12 protein-coding genes are annotated in these 17459 nt (G+C 59.3%); 3 read left to right on the top strand and 9 right to left on the bottom strand.

Annotated elements, in window-relative coordinates:
• Positions 1-35: 35 nt before the first annotated feature.
• The 5 genes from K7A42_RS11025 to K7A42_RS11045 form a co-directional block, all read right to left on the bottom strand.
• Positions 36-1805: a methyl-accepting chemotaxis protein gene (locus K7A42_RS11025; protein ID WP_282455156.1), complete on the bottom strand. Its 1770-nt coding sequence runs from the start codon at positions 1803-1805 to the stop codon at positions 36-38.
• Between the two features lie 323 nt (positions 1806-2128).
• A complete protein-coding gene (locus K7A42_RS11030) occupies positions 2129-2605 on the bottom strand; it encodes a chemotaxis protein CheW (RefSeq protein WP_003504949.1) in 477 nt (158 codons plus the stop codon).
• 166 nt (positions 2606-2771) lie between these two features.
• Entirely contained in the window at positions 2772-6932 is a 4161-nt protein-coding gene (locus K7A42_RS11035) for a translocation/assembly module TamB domain-containing protein (protein WP_282455157.1), read from the bottom strand.
• 45 nt (positions 6933-6977) lie between these two features.
• The gene (locus K7A42_RS11040; protein WP_107340326.1) at positions 6978-8903 is read right to left on the bottom strand and encodes an autotransporter assembly complex protein TamA; all 1926 of its coding nucleotides are present in this window, start codon (positions 8901-8903) and stop codon (positions 6978-6980) included.
• 174 nt (positions 8904-9077) lie between these two features.
• Positions 9078-9329 carry a YMGG-like glycine zipper-containing protein gene (locus K7A42_RS11045; protein WP_004443753.1) on the bottom strand — a complete coding sequence of 84 codons (252 nt, stop codon included), beginning with the start codon at positions 9327-9329 and terminating at the stop codon, positions 9078-9080.
• Positions 9330-9698: 369 nt separating this feature from the next.
• On the opposite strand from K7A42_RS11045, the gene hemA reads away from it, so the two are divergent.
• The gene (hemA, locus tag K7A42_RS11050) at positions 9699-10916 is read left to right on the top strand and encodes a 5-aminolevulinate synthase (protein WP_006698218.1); all 1218 of its coding nucleotides are present in this window, start codon (positions 9699-9701) and stop codon (positions 10914-10916) included.
• 33 nt (positions 10917-10949) lie between these two features.
• Here hemA and dxr read toward each other — a convergent pair whose 3' ends face one another.
• Complete coding sequence (gene dxr / locus K7A42_RS11055; protein ID WP_022556926.1) at positions 10950-12143, bottom strand: 1-deoxy-D-xylulose-5-phosphate reductoisomerase; 1194 nt, start codon at positions 12141-12143, stop codon at positions 10950-10952.
• A 186-nt stretch (positions 12144-12329) separates the two neighbouring features.
• Between dxr and K7A42_RS11060 the strand changes: the two genes are divergently transcribed.
• Both K7A42_RS11060 and K7A42_RS11065 read left to right on the top strand, forming a co-directional pair.
• The gene (locus tag K7A42_RS11060) at positions 12330-13028 is read left to right on the top strand and encodes a phosphatase PAP2 family protein (RefSeq protein WP_077987018.1); all 699 of its coding nucleotides are present in this window, start codon (positions 12330-12332) and stop codon (positions 13026-13028) included.
• Between the two features lie 17 nt (positions 13029-13045).
• A complete protein-coding gene (locus K7A42_RS11065) occupies positions 13046-14290 on the top strand; it encodes an FAD-dependent oxidoreductase (RefSeq protein ID WP_416220905.1) in 1245 nt (414 codons plus the stop codon).
• A gap of 26 nt (positions 14291-14316) precedes the next feature.
• On the opposite strand, the gene K7A42_RS11070 is transcribed toward K7A42_RS11065, so the two are convergent.
• The 3 genes from K7A42_RS11070 to K7A42_RS11080 are packed head-to-tail and all read right to left on the bottom strand — an operon-like array spanning position 14317 to position 17435.
• Positions 14317-15240 (bottom strand): ROK family protein, encoded by a 924-nt coding sequence (locus K7A42_RS11070; protein ID WP_220360059.1) that lies wholly within the window; start codon positions 15238-15240, stop codon positions 14317-14319.
• Positions 15241-15243: 3 nt separating this feature from the next.
• Entirely contained in the window at positions 15244-16416 is a 1173-nt protein-coding gene (gene nagA, locus K7A42_RS11075) for an N-acetylglucosamine-6-phosphate deacetylase (protein ID WP_037090245.1), read from the bottom strand.
• Positions 16413-17435 (bottom strand): SIS domain-containing protein, encoded by a 1023-nt coding sequence (locus tag K7A42_RS11080; protein ID WP_004443735.1) that lies wholly within the window; start codon positions 17433-17435, stop codon positions 16413-16415. The genes nagA and K7A42_RS11080 overlap by 4 nt, the downstream gene beginning before the upstream one ends.
• Positions 17436-17459: the final 24 nt, after the last annotated feature.

Below are 17459 nucleotides of genomic sequence, written 5' to 3' on the forward strand. Positions count from 1 at the left end.
CCGTTCCCGACGGCCTTCAGACTTCAAAGAGACCCTTAGAACTCCGCCCATTCGGCTGCTGCGTTTCCATGAGACCTTGGTAAAGCAGCATATCGCGGTTGCGGCGCCGGCAGCCTGGTGAGGACGGCTGGTTTCTTGTCGACGGGGCGTGCGGGTGACGTGTCGTGCGCGATTCTGAACTGCCGCAGCAATTCATGCAGATTTTCCGCTTCTGTAGCGAGCCCGTGGCTCGCAGCGGTGGTTTCTTCTACCATCGCGGCGTTTTTCTGGGTGGCCTGATCCATGACGTTGACGGCCTGATTGATCTCCCTGAGACCGTTCGCCTGTTCGCGGGATGCTTCAACGATGGCCGAGACGTTCGTGTCGATCTCGCCCATCTGCGCCTGGATGTCCCGCAGGGCGTCGCCGGTTCTGCCCACCAGATCCACGCCGTTGGAGACCTGCTCGCGAGAGGTGTTGATGAGGGATTTGATCTCCTTGGCGGCAACGGCGGATCGCTGTGCGAGTTCCCGGACCTCCTGTGCGACGACGGCGAACCCCTTGCCCGCTTCCCCGGCGCGCGCTGCTTCGACGCCCGCATTGAGGGCCAGAAGATTGGTCTGGAAAGCGATGTCGTCTATAACGCCGATGATGTTGGTGATTTCGCCCGAGGACCTCGAAATCGCATCCATGGCGGAAATTGCCTGCTGAACGATGTCGCCGGAATGCTCGGCATGTTCTCTTGTCCGCAGCACCAGTTTACCGGCCTCACCTGCGCGGTGGCTTGCATCGGTTACGGTGGTGGTGATCTCCTCCAGCGCCGCAGCGGTCTCCTCCAGCGAGGCGGCTTGCTGTTCGGTGCGTTGCGAGAGCTGATCGGCGGCGATGCGGATTTCGCCGGATCCGGATGCGATTGTCGAGGCATTATGCGCGATCGTCTGCATCGTGGCCTGCAGCTTGGCGACGACCTCGTTGAAATCTGCCCGCAGTTTTTCCATGCTGGGCACGAAGCTGTTGTCGATGCGTTGCAAAAGGTCGCCTTCGGCCAGCGCCCGCAGGGCATCTGCAAGCATGCGAATGGCGCTCATGCGCGGTGTGACGTCGGTGGCAAATTTCACCACCTTCACCACTTTACCGGTTTCATCGACAACCGGATTATAGGCGGCCTGGATCCATATTTCCTTGCCGTTCTTCCCGTAGCGGACAAACTCGTCCGAGATGAATTCGCCTGATGCCAGTCGTTGCCAGAAATTTGCATAGGCGGACGAGGCGGCATAGGCAGGATCACAGAACATGCGGTGGTGCCTGCCCTCGATTTCCTTGAGGTCATAGTTCACCGCAGCGCAGAAGTTTGGATTGGCGGTGATGATCGTACCGTCAGGAAAGAACTCAATGGTGGCTTGCGAGCGGGAGAGCGCCTCCAGTTTGCCCGCATCTTCCGCGGCCGTGATCTTTTTTGCGGTGATATCTGTGGCGATCTTGACCACTTTATAGGGCTTGCCCGAACGGAAAACCGGGTTGTAGGAGGCCTCGATCCAGATCACCGAGCCGTCCTTGCGGATACGGCGAAATTCCCTGGCCTGAAACTCGCCACGGGCGAGAGAGTCCCAGAATTCCTGATAGGCGCGAGACGCGGCAAGCTCGCTGTCGCAGAATATGCGGTGGTGCTTACCGACGATCTCGGTGAGATCGTAACCCAGTGCCGCGCAGAAATTCTTATTTGCGGTGAGGATATTACCTTTGAGATCGAATTCGATGACCGCCTGCGATCTTGATATCGCATCGAGCATATTTCTACTGTCTGCGCTTTTTCCTAACCCCAGCATTACAAGTCCCCCAAAGTCAGCCCACGGCGCGGCAAGCCGCAAAGAAGATGCGGTCCACGCCATATCACGTTGAACACCGAACAGGTTTTGCCGCCGAAGGCAGCAATGCAGGCACTTCTCTATGTTGGCCCTGGGTCAGGTATCGGCCCGCGTAATAGGCTTACCGGCGCGGTACTGATCTATGGCGTTAATATTAGATATCTATAATATTAAAATGTTCTTATTTAATAAAATGCTTGAAAGAAAAAACAAAACCGCCGGCAGGTGCTCCGGCGGTCTGGATTGTTCCTTATCATTCTTCAGCGAGGCCTGCGCAGACCTTGTCAGGCCGCGAGATCTTCCGCCTCAGTGCCCTTGAACATTTTCGCAAGGTTCAGGAAGCAGATCATGCCATGTTCGTTGGCGATGATCCCTTCGGAATAGGACTTGTCGAAGGAGGCTGAAATTTCGGGAACCGGCTGGACCTGGTTTGCCGGGATCGTCAGAATGTCTGAAACGCGATCCACCAGCATGCCGATGACCATGTTATGCACTTCGGCCACTACGATTGCGCTGCGCTCATTGGCAACGGTGCTTTTCATGCCGAGTTTGTGAGCCAGATCGATGATCGGGATAACAGAGCCGCGCAGGTTCATGACGCCGATGACGTCTTTCGGTGCGTGGGGAATGGGCGTCGAAGGCGCCCAGCCGCGGATTTCGCGAATGGTCGTCGTCTTCACGCAGAATTCCTGATCATGCAGGCGGAATGCGATGATTTCGAGCGTCTCACCGCCAAAATTGGTAGAGTTAATCATTGCCATCAGAATTCTTCCCAATGCTCGCTGTGGAGGCCGGCGCAAGTGCACCGACACTTGCAATGCGAATTTGGCGTTCTGCCTGGTGCCTGAACAGCCGGAAACAATATTTCCGCCTTCAATGGAAGATTCCTAGCATGAGATGGTTTCGCAAACCTAAATGCGAACCATCTCAATACTCTTTCTCGTAAAATATGCCTGCTGCGCCTTCGCCATCGCCGCCCGCTTCCCCGCGCAGCTTCACACCGCGTCCTACGTCGAGATTGATGATGGCTTTTGCGCCGGATTCGCCGCTTTGCTGCAGCTCCAGATAGGTTCTTTCGTTCAGGTATTTACCGGCGGAAACACGGGCCTGTCCTTCGGAATCGGTCGAAATATCAAGATCATCGACGCCGAGATTGCTTCTGAGCTTGTCGAACAGCGATGTGGAACGCCCGCCGGCCAGTTGAGCGGCGGCATCCGCCAACCGTGCGATCTGCAGCGCGGATAGTTTTGACATGGACTGGCCGAAGATCAGCTGTGCCATCACCTCATCCTGTGGCAGAGCGGGAGCCGAGGAGAACGCAAAGGTCGGATCGTTGGCAGTACCGGAAACAGATACGGTGATGGTCGTTGAACCAACCGTTGAGTCCGCCTTCATGTCGAGGACCGGAACGAGGCCGCCACCGAAACTGATATTTCCTGTCGTGAAATCAAGGCGGCGAGTGAGGATTTCAAGCCTGCCCCGACGCATTTCGAAGCCGCCGGAAATGACCGGAACCGCTGCGGTGCCACGGATCGTCAGATTGCCGGTCAGTTCTGCATCGATACCCCGACCGCGCACGAATATACCGCTCGGTGCATTGACCTGCAGATCGAGATTGATGGTGGACGAGCTGCCGCTGCCGCCCTGATCGGCTCCAAGCGCCTTGGCCTGCGCGCGTACCTTGGGTGGTGCGTTCTTGTGCTTGACGTCGATCTCCGTCAGTGAGGCCGGCAGCTTCTCCGGAATGGTGACGGCGCTTCTGTCCAGCGTCAGGTTGCCGCCCAGCACGGGGGAATTCAGCAACGGGCCTTTCAGCGTCAGCGTGCCGCTCACCACTGTCGTTACCAGCGTGCCGTCGTTGTAACCGGCGCGATTAAGCGTAATCGATATATCGGCAGGAAAACCCGAACCACCGGTTATGCCGACGCTGCCGGTTCCCGAGATCGTTCCACCGCCTGCCAGCCTGCCGGTCAATCGGGAGATGACGGCACGATCACGGTCGAAGGTGATGGTGGCGCCCAGATCGTTGATGGTCAGGTTTCGGCGCACGTCAGTCAGGCGCGTGCCATCAGTGGTGATGCTGCCGCTAATGACAGGTGCGGAAGCGCTGCCGGAAATCTTCACGTCGATGGCGGCGGTGCCATTCACATCGAGGCCCTGCGCTGCTGTTTGTGCCGCGACGGCTGAGAAAGGCAGTCTGCCGGAAAACGCCATCGAAAGCGGACGATTGCCGGCGATACCGAGCGAGCCGCCGCCTGAAAGCGCCATGCCGCCCTGACCGGAGACATTCGTGTCGATCTGAAGGGTACCACCGGAAAATTGACCGTTCGCCTTGATGCCGAGGGCGGCGAGACCCGCCGCGCGCGTCTGCGCGACCTCGGCATTTACCCAATTGAGATTATAGTCGACCGCAGGGTTCGATGCCGCACCCTTGGCCTTCACCGTGCCGGAGATGCTGCCCGCCGCATCCAGTCCGGTGGCAAAGGCATTTGCGAGACTTGCGGGCAGCGAACGGATATCGGCATTGATATCAAGCGTCGACCCGGCGGTGCCGTTGACCTCGACACGTCCTTCGCCCGTGATGATGGTCAAATCGGAGATCCGGGCCGTACCGTTCTGGATGGCAATGGTGGTGGGTTTTTCAAGGCGCACGGCAATGCCCTTGGGCGCGGCGGAAAAGGCGCCGAGTCTTACCGTCATGGGCGATCCGCCCGTCTCGGTGCTGCCATTCACCACCAGCGGTGCGTTGTCGTAACGCGCGTTGACGTCGAACTGCGTCGTTGTGCCGGAATGACCGATTGTGGCTTTCAGGTCAGATATCGCAGCCGCGCCGGCGTTGACGGTATCGGCGTTGACCTTGCCGTTGATGGCGATTGCCTGAAGGTCGTCTATTGAAATATCGGCCGCCAACCCGGAGATCGTTGTCGTGCCCTGACGGATGCTGCTGCCATTGGCTTTGATCGTCGCGGCGATCCGGCCATTGGCGTTGCTAAGGGCGATGTCGCCGGCAATATCGCCATCCGCCTGCTGCGCAGCGAGAGCGGCGAGTAGCGCAAGGTCGGGAAAGTTGAAGGAAAGATTGCCGGATGGCAGAAACTGCTGCGAGAATTGCAGTTGCCCGTTCAAGATATTCCGGCCTACCGCCACGCGCAGCTCGGGAATCGCAGTGCCGTTTTCGGTTTGCACCAATTCGGCATTGGCATCGATCTTCTGTCGGTCAAGGCTGCCGCTGGCGGTAAGTTTCGCCTGAGGAGCGGCGGGATCGGCCTTGCCTGTCGCATTGACTTGCAATGATTCAAGCGTACGTCCGGCAAGGATTGCGCTCTCGGAAGTCAGGGTCAAGTTGAAATCCGGCGCTGCCAGCGCGCCGGTGGCCTCGATCGCAAAATCGGCGACGCCCTTTGCCTGTGGCGTCAACTTTTCAAGAGCGAGAAATTTACCCGTCAGGCTGGCGCTCAATGCATCGTTTTCGAGACCGGCATTGCCTGTCGCCTCAATCGTTCCCGACTTGACGACGAGGTTTTCAACGCTGGTGCGTCCACCGATGGTCACGTCGACATCGCCCTGGAGGGCGATGGTGGTGTCAAACTTTTCCGCGAGAGCCGGTGGAAGGGTAGCGGGCAGTGCGAAGAGCTGCACGCTTGAGGTGAGGCGGTTGCCGGTAAGGTCAAAACTGCCGTTCAGTGTTCCGCCAACGCTGGCGCTTTCAAGCGTCGCGCTGTCAAAGCCGATGGCGGATGGGCTCAGGCGGAGCGGTGCATTGATGGTGAGCGGCGCACGCACCAGCCGATCAATATCCGGGCTGACAAAGGACGATTGCGCTACGGAGAGAGCGGTGGCGATTGTGCCGCTCCGGTCAGCGATATTGAGATCAGCGCTTTGCGCCGTCAGTTTGACGTCGTCCAGCCTGCCTTGCGGCAAAGAGAGGCTGCGCAGGGAAACGGTCGTGTCAAGATGTGCGGCGTCTGCCCCACCCTTTAACGAAAGATCGAGGCCGTTGATGAGGGCCTGCACCTCCCCATCGCTCAGCGGCCAGCGAAAATCGACGGGCCCGGCTGTGCCGATGAGGTTGGCGGCAAGGTCGTTCTGGCCGTTCGGATCAATGGTGCCGGAGGCCGTCAGCAGCAAGGAGCCGGTTTCCAGTGTACTGCTGCCGATTTCGATGCGCCCCTGTGGGGAAAGGGTGGCGTTTGCGTCGAGCTTTGTCTCACCGGCAAAAAGCTGCCGGAAGGCGGGCGGCAGAAGCAGATCGGGCTGGCCGCCACCCGCAACTTCGATGCGGCGGGTGCCATCCTCCGCGAGGAGGTGCCGGCCGGTGACGTTGACAACAGGGTTACCAGCGACGTTGCCGCGCATGCTGCCGGTCCAGTTTGAAAGCGGTCCTTCGCCGTTAAGGTCGATGGCGACCGCAGGTGTGCCGGGCAGAGACAGCAGCGTGGCAAGAAGTCCGCCCTCAGGCTCCCGCATCTCCGCTTTCAGCTTCAGGACATTTTCGTTGGGAAGAAATGCGATGTCGGCGTTAACGGCCGCATCCGGGGCATTCAGCCGGTGGGCCGTGAGCGACAGTCTGATATCGTCGCTGGCGGCCTTGAGGTTGCCTTCGGCCGTCAGTTCAAAGGGGCGGCCGAGAAGGGGCTGACCGAGACGAATATCGGGAAAGCTGAAATTGTCGATCGCTATTTCAATCGGCAGAGAGGAACTACCGGAGCTTTTGCTCGTCGTTTCCTCCACCGGAACCGGTTGGCGCTGGACATCGATCGATCCCGCCGATACCCGGTCCGCATGGAAGGTGCCGGCAAGAAGCGAGAAGGGTGACCAGTCGACGGCGATCTGGTTCACGCGGGCATAAGGGCCCTGCCGATCCGAAAGAGTGACGTTGTCGAGCCTCAGATGCCCCGTCAAAAGCCCGCTGGGCGGAGAAATCTCGATTATCTGATCGGGTGTCGATACAAGCGATGAAATCTGCTTTGCGGCTATTCTCGCGCCCATCGGCGTAAAACCGACGAAAAAGGCTGCAAGCAACAGAAGTACCACGCCGCACAAGGCAGCGTAGCCCAGCCATTTCAGCAATCGAATCAACGTTTTCATAAAGGGTAATCTACACTCTGTTGCAAGGGTGTTCGACTGCGGCGTTTAAAAAGACTGACCGATGCCAGCATAAATGCCGAAACTGTTGCCGCCATCGTATTTGTCGAGCGGCGTGGCGACATCCAGACGCAGAGGCCCGAAGGGTGTCGCGTAACGCAGCCCGATACCGGCGCCAGCCCGAATGTCGGAAAAGTCCGGGGTCACGTCTTCAGAGACCACACCCGCATCGATAAATGGTACGATACCGATCGTGTCGGTGACCTTGATGCGGGCTTCAATGGAGCCAACGACATAGGAGCGACCGCCGGTCGCGTCGCCTGCCGCATTATAAGGCGATATTTCCTGATAGCTATAGCCGCGCACCGACCCGCCGCCCCCGGCATAAAAGCGGCGGGTGGTGGGGATGTCCTGCAGGTCGCTTCCGCCGACGAGCACGCCGCCCGACAGTTTTCCGGCCATGATCAGCCTGTCTTCGGCGCCCAGCCCCTTGTACCCGGTAACCGAACCTTCGAAAGAGGAGAAGAAGGTCCCGTTCAGGGCCTCATAGCTGGGCTTGGCGGCCACCGATGCACGAAAGCCTTCGGTCGGGTTGAGCTTGTCGTCGCGGGTATCGCGAACGAATTCCAGCGGAATGGACGTGGTAAGATATTCGTTCTTTCCGAAGGCGTCGTCTGTATCGGCCCACTGCACCTCCAGGCCCGCGGCAGCCGTGTCGGTATCGTTTAGTTCATAACTGAAACCGGCAGTCCCAGTCAGCGTCTTGGCTTCGTAGGTGTCCGGATGCTCGGTCTTGGCAATCAGGCTGGTCTTGAATGTCGTGCGGGGATTGAACATTCCGGGCTTCGTAAAGGTAATGCCCGCCGAATAGTCCATGCCTTCCACGCTCGATGCCTCTGCAATGCGCGAGACCGAGCCCTCGATGCGCAGCGATTCGGCCTGGCCGAACAGGTTTCTGTGGCCCCAGTAGCCTTGAAGACCAATGCCTTCGGTGGTGGAATATTGTGCGCCGACGCCGAAATAGCGGTGCTTGCCTTCGGACACTTCGATGGTCAACGGAATGGTGCCGTCGCGGGCGAGCGTTCCTGCCTCCTTGATCGTCAGGCTGGAAAAAACACCGAGCTGGCGCAGGCGATCGGCGGCCTTGCGCAGTTTTTCCGGCGAATAGGGCTCGCCGCCATTGAGGCGCGAATAGCGGCGGATGAAATCCCCATCGACGGTTTTTTCACCGGTGACGGTGACCGTGCCGAGTGGGGCGACGGGGCCGCCTTCGGCCGCCATGGTGATGTCGACAGTGTTTGTCGCATGGTTTGCAACGGCCTCGCGTTTCGTCAGCTTGGCAAGCGGGCGGCCTTCGGCCTTCAGATCATCGATCAGCTTGTTGCCGGCGCGGATGATCGCCAGGGAGCCGGCATCGCCGCCCGTCGTCAGGCCGTATTCCTCGAGATTGCGGCCTGTGACGTCGCCTTGGAGACGGATATTGCCGAGTGTGAATTTGGGACCGGGCGTAACGGTCATGACCACGGGAACGGGCGCGCTATGGTCGAAAACCGGGTTGGGCGGCAGGTCGTCGACATTCCTCCCGGCCACGGTGACATTGACAATACCGCCATAGCGGGCGTTTTCATAAAGCGCTGCAATCAGCCTGTCCCTGTCGTCCCTTGCCTTTATCAGGAGTCCTAGATCGCCTGAGGCAGGCTTGTCCTTGTCGGCCAAAAGAAGGGAACTGTTTTCGAGGCTGTCCGTCAGGGATTTGTCGGCGTCGGGAGCGTTGAGCGTGACGGCATATTTGACGGGGTTGATAACCTCGACCTCCGGTTCTTCCGAACCCCACAGGCGCATGCCGAACAGTTTAAAGGCAAAGGCATCACGCGCAAAAGCCGGATACAGGGCGAACGTCACAGCAACCGCAAGCGCGGTGCCAGCTTTCCGATACGCAATACCTGTCTTCGGGTTAGTTCGTGTTCTTCGCATAAGCTGCTTTATGGTTGAGCCTTTATTGTCGCCCTAACCCGTTTCCTCTCCGTTAACATTGCAATTTAATCATAAATAAACGGCTTTGAGGACCCTCGGCATCTGTTTTGCAGCCCATAACGCAAAAAGCCCCGGATGACCGGGGCTTCTGTGCAACGGTATTTCGCGAAGCGATTAGCGGCAACGTGCCGTGTAACGCTGGCCGTACTGGTCGCGGTAATAGCAATAGCCCGGCTCGGAAGCGTTGCCAATCAAAGCACCACCGACGCCACCGATCGCTGCGCCAACAGCTGCGCCACGAACGTTGCCAGTGACCGCGCCACCGATAACGGCGCCGGAAACGGCACCAATCGAAGCACCCTTTTCAGTCTGCGTGCAGCTTGCAAGCGACAGGCCGACCAGCGCAAATATGATTGCCTTTTTCATGAAACTCTCTCCAACGTTACAATGAGCTCTTTGGCTCGGTAGGCGTCCCATATTTATCTGCGGCGACTGCTACCTCCGACCGCCACAGATAACTAACAATTCGATGTCGATTAGGGAAGCCTCCACTTAAGGCATTCCTCCGAGCGTAAATCGATTGTGCCCCAAACAACGGCGCGGCGCAAAAAAGGTTCCAAAATTCCGCTTTTTTGATGTGAATCAATTTTGCACTTTTCATGAGCGGCTATAAACGGTTTATTGGAATGGTTCAAAACAACGGCGAATTGACGCAGTGGCGGCTAAAATAGCCCGGAAGGGTTGACGGTCCCGGCAACGAGGCAGAGAACGAGCTGGTCAATTCTGGAGCATGGCATGGACTTCGAGGCATTTTTCACGACGGAACTGCAAAGCCTGCATTCTGAGGGACGCTATCGCGTGTTTGCGGATATCGAACGCCAGCAGGGCAATTTCCCCCGCGCGACCCGGTATAACGCCAATGGTGAACGCAAGGACGTTACTGTCTGGTGTTCCAACGACTATCTCGGCATGGGCCAGAACCCGAAGGTTGTCGAAGCCATGAAAGCCGCCATTGATCACTGTGGCGCGGGTGCGGGAGGCACCCGGAATATTTCTGGCACCAACCACTATCACGTCCTGCTCGAGCGCGAACTTGCTGACCTCCATGGCAAGGAATCGGCGCTGATCTTCACCTCAGGCTATGTGTCCAACTGGGCTACCCTCGGCACGCTCGGCCAGAAGATACCTGGCCTGATCATCTTTTCGGACGCGCTCAACCATGCGTCAATGATCGAGGGCATCCGTTATGGCCGTTGTGAGCGGGTGATCTGGAAGCACAATGATCTCGAGGACCTCGAGGCCAAGCTCCAGGCCGCTGATCCGAACGCGCCGAAGCTCATCGCTTTCGAATCCGTTTATTCCATGGACGGCGATATCGCGCCGATCAGCGAAATCTGCGATCTTGCCGATCGTTATGGCGCCATGACCTATCTCGATGAAGTCCACGCTGTGGGCATGTACGGCCCGCGCGGCGGCGGCATAGCCGAGCGCGAAGGCCTGATGGATCGCCTGACGATCATCGAGGGAACGCTCGGCAAGGCCTTCGGCGTCATGGGCGGTTACATTACCGGCTCCACCGCGGTCTGCGATTTCATCCGCTCCTTCGCTTCCGGCTTCATCTTCACCACGGCATTGCCGCCGTCGCTCGCCGCCGGAGCGATTGCTTCGATCCAGCATCTGAAGGCAAGCCCTTTCGAGCGGGCCCGTCATCAGGACCGCGTGCGGAAGCTGCGTGGACTTCTCGATGCGCGCGGCATTCCGCATATGGATAATCCAAGCCACATCGTGCCGGTCATGGTGGGCGATGCTGCCAAGTGCAAATGGATATCTGATATCCTGCTCGACAGTCACGGCGTCTATGTGCAGCCGATCAATTATCCGACGGTGCCGCGTAAGACCGAGCGTCTGCGCATCACCCCGACCCCGCTGCATAGCGACGCGGACATCGAGCATCTGGTCGGCGCGCTGCATCAACTCTGGTCGCATTGTGCGCTGGCGCGTGCGGTGGCGTAAGGAAACTCTTCGGATAGGGAAATCGGGCCGCGTTTACGCGGCCTTTTCTTTGGTGGAGATGAGTTCGCCGGCATGGCGGCGAGCTTCCTCATCTGCCGCGAATACATCTTCGATCGTGCCAGCGCTGCGGCCGTCATCCATCCGGTCCATGACCGTTTCCACGATGTCCGCCATATCGAGGAAACCGATGGCGCCGTCGACGAAGGCGTGAAAGGCGGTCTCCTCGGCGGCGTTCAGGGCGGCACCCTGTAAGCCGCCGCGCTCCAGCGCGGTTCGCGCCAGCCGAAGTGCCGGGAACCGTGCTTCATCCGGCGCCTCGAAATCGAGCCTCGCCAGTTTTGCGAAATCCAGCCGTTCGACGTTCAGCTGTCCGCGCTCAGGATAGGTAAGGGCGTAAGAAATGGCGGTGCGCATATCGGGAGATCCGAGCTGCGCGATATAAGAGCCGTCGCTGTAGCCAACCATCGAATGCACGATCGACTGCGGATGGACTATTACCTCAACCTGATCGGGCCTGAGATCGAAGAGATATTTCGCCTCGATCATCTCCAGTCCCTTGTTGAACATGGAGGCGCTGCCGATGGAAACCTTCAACCCCATTGACCAGTTGGGATGGGCGCGGGCGACGTCCGCCGTGACATTGGCCATTTCTTCGCGCGACCATGTCCGGAACGGGCCGCCGGAAGCCGTCAGGATGATGCGTTCCACAGCCTCTCTGTGATCGCCCGTGAGGCACTGGAAGATTGCGCTGTGCTCGCTGTCGACCGGGATCAGCCTGCCGCCACCCTGCTTGACCGTGCGTATAAAAACATCGCCCGCCGAAACGAGGCACTCCTTGTTGGCGAGGGCGATATCTGCGCCACGCCTGGCCGCAGTCACCGTGGGGGCGAGACCGGGGGTTCCGGCAATGGCCGCCATCACCCAGCCGGCATCCATCGAAGCCGCCTCTTCAAGACCGGATTTGCCTGCCGCGGTCTTTATGCCCGTTCCTGCGAGAGCGGACTTGAGGTCTTCGTATTTGTCGTCCTCGGCGGTAACGGCAAGCTCCGCGCCGAATTGTCGCGCCTGCTCCGCCAGAAGGGCGATATTCCCGGCGCCGGTCAAAGCCACGATCTCGAATTGGCCCCTGCCGCCCAGTTGACGGACCACATCCAGCGTATTGGAGCCGATCGAACCCGTCGAACCCAAGATCGTCAGCTTGCGGGGCATTTCACTGGCATTCGTCATTTTCAGTCCGTCGGTCCGTTGCTGATCGCAATTCTTCGGGCGTGCCGTTCTCCCGAAGGTACTGCACGTTTTCGGGCTATATGCTTAGCCTCTACCCGCGAAAACAAGCCATAACAAGGACAAAGCCAGCCTATTGTTTTTGCGGATGGCAAAGCCATATGCAAGAAAAACGATGAGAGGATATTGATGCGGCGTTTTCTCGTTTCCAGCGGATGGATTTTTGCGGCGAGCCTTGTGCTGGTTGCGGCCTTTGTCCCTTTTGATCCGCGCCTCTCGGAAAGCGCGCAGGCGTTGCCCGGTGCAGTGGTGTCCTTTAATCGCGCGATTACCGATTTCGGAACTTTCCGCTGGATGCTTTATTCCACCGGCGCGCTGGCCATTCTCGCCTATGTCGCGGCGCGGGTTCTCAGCGCGCAGACCTATCATGGCCGGTTGCGGACAGCGTGGCGGCTTCTCTCCTATTTCTTTCTGACAATCGGGACCGCGAGCATTCTCGTTCATACGCTAAAGTTCCTGATCGGCCGGGCGCGACCGGAGCTCCTTCTGGAAATGGGGGCGTATAGCCTCACACCCTTCACCGGAGACAATCTTTATGAAAGCTTTCCTTCCGGCCATTCCACGGCTGCCGGGGCGTTTTTCGGTGTCTTTGCCATGCTTATGCCGCGCTTTCGCTGGGCGTTTCTTCTGCTTGCCCTTGTGATCGGCGTCTCACGTGTCATTGTCGGCGCGCATTATCCGAGCGATGTGGCGGCCGGGCTGCTGCTCGGCATGTGGACGGCCATGGCATTCGCCTTTATCTTCGCCAGGTCCGACATGTTGTTCCGGTTCGACGCACAGGGGTGGCCGCAACCGAAAAACGTGGCCTTACCTGCGCAAAAGACTTGATGGTGGTGGGGGATCGTATGGTTGCCGGGGGCCTTGACGCCGAAATGCCAGAGCGGAAGCGGATCATCACAAGGGTTGCCATTGCCGGCGCTGGCCCTGCCGGGCTCATGCTCGGGCTCCTCCTTGCGAGAGCAGGTATCGATGTCACCATCGTTGAAAAGCATGGCGATTTCCTGCGCGATTTTCGGGGCGATACCATTCATCCTTCCACTCTCGATATTGTTGAGCAGCTAGGCTTCATTCGGGAGTTTCTGGCGCTGCCGCATACGAGAGCGCAGAAACTTCATGCCGAGATTGCGGGTCAGACGGTCACCATCGCCGATTTTTCCCGGCTGCCTGCGAGAAACCGTTTCATCGCCTTCATGCCGCAATGGGATTTCCTAAGCTTTCTTGCCGGCAAGGCAGGGCAATATGAGAATTTCACGCTGCTCATGAATGCAGGTGTCTCGGGTCTGCGCGAGCGCGATGGCGTTGTTGCGGGTCTCGTGGTGGATACGTCCGACGGGCCGCTGGAGATCGATGCCGAGCTCGTGATCGGGGCGGATGGCCGCAATTCAATCGTGCGGGACAAGGCAGGTCTGTTGGTGGAAAGCTTCGGGCAGCCGACGGAGGTTCTCTGGATGAAACTATCCAGGCAGCCGGGCGATCCGGCGGAAACCATGGGGCATGCCGGCCCCCAGCAGGGTTTCGTCCTGATAGATCGCGGCGATTATTGGCAGTGCGGTTTTGTGGTCCGCCGCGGAACCTTCGCCGAGATGAAGGTTCAGGGTATCGCAGCGTTCCGCGATGCGGTGGCGAAAGTGTGCCCGCTGCCGCAGGAACGGCTTCTCGAACTTCAGACCTTTGAGGATGTGCATCTGCTGGCGGTCAGGATCGACCGGCTGAAGCGGTGGTGGAAGCCTGGCCTCATCTGCATCGGTGACGCGGCTCACGCCATGTCGCCCATTGGCGGCGTCGGTGTCAATCTTGCCATTCAGGATGCCGTTGCCGCCGCAAATATTCTCATTCCCGTTCTTGCGCGGGGCGAAAAGCCAGGCGAGCGGGAATTGATGGCCATCGAAGCGCGGCGCTCATTTCCGACAAAGGCGACACAAAAGCTGCAATTGATGATGCGCAGCAGCCGGAAGAAGGATCAGGGCGATAGCCGCAAGGCGAAAGGGCCCCCCGCTTTCGTGCGCATCATTGCCCGCGTTCCGCTTCTCGCCCATCTCGCCGGCCGTTTGATCGGCCTCGGTTTCCGACGGGAGAAGTTGACCGGTTGATCCTTCGGTGGCGTGCAAGCGTCCGCTCAGGCCTCTTCGATCACCCGTGCATGTTTAAGCCCGAGAACGGCCGAGCCGATCAGTCCCGGTTCAATCCTGCAGATGGCAGGCACGACTAGCGGCCGGGCGAAGCGACGGAGAATTCGGGCTCTGACCGCTTCATCCAGTGTGGCAAGCAGTTCCCTGGAGTTTGACAGGCCGCCGCCGACCGGCACGATGGTTGCCCCGGTGACGTTGATCACCATCGCCAGCGGCGAAGCGAGAATATCGACAAGGATATCGATGGTTCTTGCAGCGCCCGGGTTGCCGCCCAACCAGGCTGCGATGATCTCCTCGCTGGTCATGTCCTGCCGGTGGAGATGCATATGAAGCTTTTCCATGCCGCGGGCGCTGCCAATGGCATCGACACAACCCGTGAGGCCACAGCCGCATTCGAACCGAGGCAACTCGACCGGCGGGTTGCCGGCCCGCGTTGCAGCCACGGGTCCGTGGCCCCATTCGCCGGCGAAGCCACCCTCGCTGTTGATGAGCCGGCCGTCGATCACCAGACCTCCGCCGACACCGGTTCCGAGGATGACGCCAAAAACCACGCGATGGCCCCGCCCGGAACCGATCTCCGATTCAGCCATCACGAAACAGTCGGCATCGTTGGAGACGATGACAGGAAGGCCCAGCGCCTGTTCCAGTTCGTCCTTCAGCGCGCGGCCATGAATACTTGGAATATTGGCGACAGTGGCCCTGCCCGTGTCGGCATCGATGACGCCGGCAATCGACAGCGACACGCAGGCAGGTGTGCCGCCACTGTTGTCGATGACGGATTTCAGGCCGGCAGCAAAGTCTTCAAAGCTGGTCTTTGGCGTCGGGATGCGCGGCACGGGGCGAATATCGTCAGGAGCGTAAGCAATCGCGCCCTTGATGGTCGTTCCGCCTATATCGAAACAAACGATCATGATTCAGTCTCCGGAGCGTGCGGCATCGTGGATCTTATCTCCGCCGATCCATGTCGAATGCATCTGAAGTTCAGATGTAAGCATGACAAAATCCGCATCGAAACCAGGCAGAAGCCTGCCTTTGCCAGAAGCGCCGATTGCCTCGGCAGGATAGGCGGACGCCATTCTCAAGGCCTCTTCCAGCGGCGTGTCCAGCTTTTCGTGCATGAAGCGAATGCAGGAGAGCATATCGATATCCGCCCCCGCCAGCGTACCGTCTTCAAGCGTCAGCCGGCCGCCGTTGCGATAGACACGCCTGCCATTCAGCTCAAAACCATCATCGTCGGTGCCGATAGTCGACATGGCATCAGTGACGAGGAAGATGTGGGCCGGGCCATTCTTTGCGCGCAGCGCAATGCCCATCGCGGCCGGATCGACATGGAAACCGTCGGCGATCAATCCACAATCGAGCTTACCGTTTGAAAGTGCCGCCCCCACGAGCCCCGGCTCGCGATGACCGAGCGGGCTCATGGCATTGAAAAGATGTGTGACCATCGAAGCACCTGCTTCGGCATAGGCAGTCGCCATGTCGAGTCCTGTGTCCGTGTGGCCGAGACTGACGACGATGCCGGCTTCTGCCAGCGCCTTGACCTGTTCCAAGGTTACATTCTCTGGGGCAACGGTCGTCATCACGAAGGGGAGTTTTGCCTTGCATCCGGTCAGCACCGCCAGATCAGGCGCTTCCATTTTGCGGATCAGTGCCGGATCATGTGTGCCCTTGCGGGCAACCGAAAGATGCGGGCCCTCGAAATGCAGGCCGAGAAAGCCGGGCACCCTTTCTCTTTGGGCGTCAATGCCCGCTTCAGCGGCTCGCAATGTGATATCCGGCCGGTCGGTGATGAGCGTGACCATCAGCGCCGTGGTGCCGAATTTCGCATGGGCGGAGCAGATCCGGGCTATTCCTTTCGCATCCGGCTGGTTATTGAACATCACCCCACCGCCGCCGTTGACCTGAAGGTCAATGAAGCCAGGCGTGATCAGCAATCCTGGCGCGTCGATGATCTCGGCTTCTGCCGGTGCGGACATGCGGCCACTGATGTCGCCGACACGGCCATCCACGGTCACGAGCACCCTGTCGTCGTGCCATGCGGCACCATCGAAAATGCGGGCGCCGACAAATGCCTTGATGCCGCTCATTGAGTTTCCGTCACCTTCTTCAACGCCACCGGCGCATCCGGGTTGAAGCCGCGCAGACGCGACAATTGCTCGATGAAGCCGTAAAACGGCGCGATCAACAACAATGCATCGGTCAGCGGATGGTTGGTTTCCACGAAGGGCAGGGACTTGGCGGGGCTGCCTTTTGAGGATGTAACGAAAACATTGGCGCCCTTGCGGGAGAGATTTGCGGCAATTTCCGTCACGGAGGTCTCGGCGCGGTCACGGGCGGCAAAGGCGATCACCGGAAATCTCGGCGCGACCAGCGAAACCGGGCCATGCATGACTTCCGCCGACGAATAGGCTTCCGCGTGCAGTTCGCAGGTTTCCTTGCATTTCAGCGCGGCTTCCGCGGCGATGGCGAGAGCAGGACCACGGCCAAGCATATAAAGCGATTCCTCACCCTTGACCGCCTCGCCGATGTGGCTCCAGTCAAGGGCGACGGCCCGGGCGAAATTCTGCGGCAGGGCGCTGATCGCCTTGGCAAGCAGGTTGTCTTCCGTCCATTCGGCAAGGATCGCGAGACCGGCAACGATGGAGTTGACGAAGGATTTGGTGGCAGCCACGGCTTTTTCCGGGCCAGCCTGTATATCGATCGCGTGATCGGCGGCATCGCCAAGCGCAGATGGCAGGGTGTTGACGAGCGAGAAAGTGAGCGCGCCGCCATCGCGCGCACTTTGCGCCAAGGCGACGATATCCGGGCTCTTGCCCGATTGCGAAACGGCAATGGCCGCCGCCCGTTCCAGCCGCAGCTTCGTCTGGTAGATCGAGGCGAGCGACGGGCCGAGCGAGGCGACCGGAAGCCCGGTCTGCAGTTCGATGGCATATTTCAGGAAATGGGCGGCGTGATCGGAAGATCCACGGGCGATGGTGACGATAACGGCCGGATCACGGGCCTTCAGCTTGGCGCCGGCTTCCTGGAAGTCCGAATTGGCATTGTCGAGCAGGCGGGCGACTGCATCGGGAATCTCATCGATTTCCTGGCGCATCAGGGTTGTCATTGTTTCTGTCCTTGATCACTGGTG

This window comes from Agrobacterium sp. InxBP2 (assembly GCF_026191755.1).
Taxonomy (GTDB): domain Bacteria; phylum Pseudomonadota; class Alphaproteobacteria; order Rhizobiales; family Rhizobiaceae; genus Agrobacterium; species Agrobacterium pusense.